This is a genomic window from Clostridium sp. AF36-4, from assembly GCF_003435975.1.
Taxonomy (GTDB): Bacteria; Bacillota; Clostridia; order Lachnospirales; family Lachnospiraceae; genus Eubacterium_F.
This window is the reverse complement of record NZ_QTVH01000040.1, coordinates 1-910: the sequence shown is the minus strand read 5'-3', so window position 1 is coordinate 910 and position 910 is coordinate 1. Positions and strand designations below refer to the sequence as shown.

The 910-nt window shown below is 43.0% G+C and carries 1 protein-coding gene; it reads left to right on the top strand.

Annotated features, from left to right (window positions below):
- Positions 1-726 (top strand): hypothetical protein (locus tag DW005_RS13935; RefSeq protein ID WP_207658746.1); only part of this gene is annotated, 726 nt, incomplete at its 5' end.
- Between the last annotated feature and the right edge of the window lie 184 nt (positions 727-910).

Genomic DNA, 910 nt, shown 5'->3' with positions numbered 1-910 from the left:
GGCAAAAAATCAAATGGCGTCAAATACGATTATTTCCAGAAAAAAGGAACCGACGGACTCCGTTCCTATGACGATTTCAGGGAGCGGGAAAAAGACGATAAAGGCAACTGGAAAACCGCTTATGAAGTCTGGCAGTACGGAAATGAAGGACTCCGCACGGTAACGGTTGTCAGCAGCTTTAATCCGAACAAATATAAAACAAACGGAAAGTATTATGATTATACCTATAAGAAATCCAAAATCAACCCGGATACCTTAAGGCTTAAAAAGGATACCAAGAAAAATGTCAGTCTGTATGTATATAATGAAAATAAACTTCTTACGGATGAGATAAATTATGGGAAAGAAAAGGAGGAAACCCTGTACAGTTATGATAAAAATGAACAGGGTTCCCTCGTACTTACGGAAACCGACAAGTCCTTCGGAAAGAAGGGAGATAAGGCTGTCACGACCAAACAGGGGCATACTTATGATAAGTACCGGAATGTCTTAACCAAGAAATCCCCCAAAGCATATCTGGCAAAAAATAAAGGGAAGGAACACCTGTATACGACGACATACACGTATCAAACAGCTCAAGGATATCTGGCAGGGGACGCTGCTTTTGTATGCCCTCTGGTGACGGAGGAATCCTATTCTGGTGCAGGTACAAAAAATAAACTGGTAAGCACGGTGTTGACACGCCAAGCGGGCGGCTCATGCTTTCCCGTACCGACCTTTCCTTAGAAGGAACCGGAGGGATGGACTTAGAACTCAACCGCTATTATGACAGCAACGAAGCCAATCTCGGACATGCAACCGTCGAATATTTAGACAAACTCGAAATCGACACGGTATGGGTTAAATACCGGACACAAGACAAAAAAGAGCACAAAATCCTTGTCAACCGTGCCCTGTTATCCAAACATAA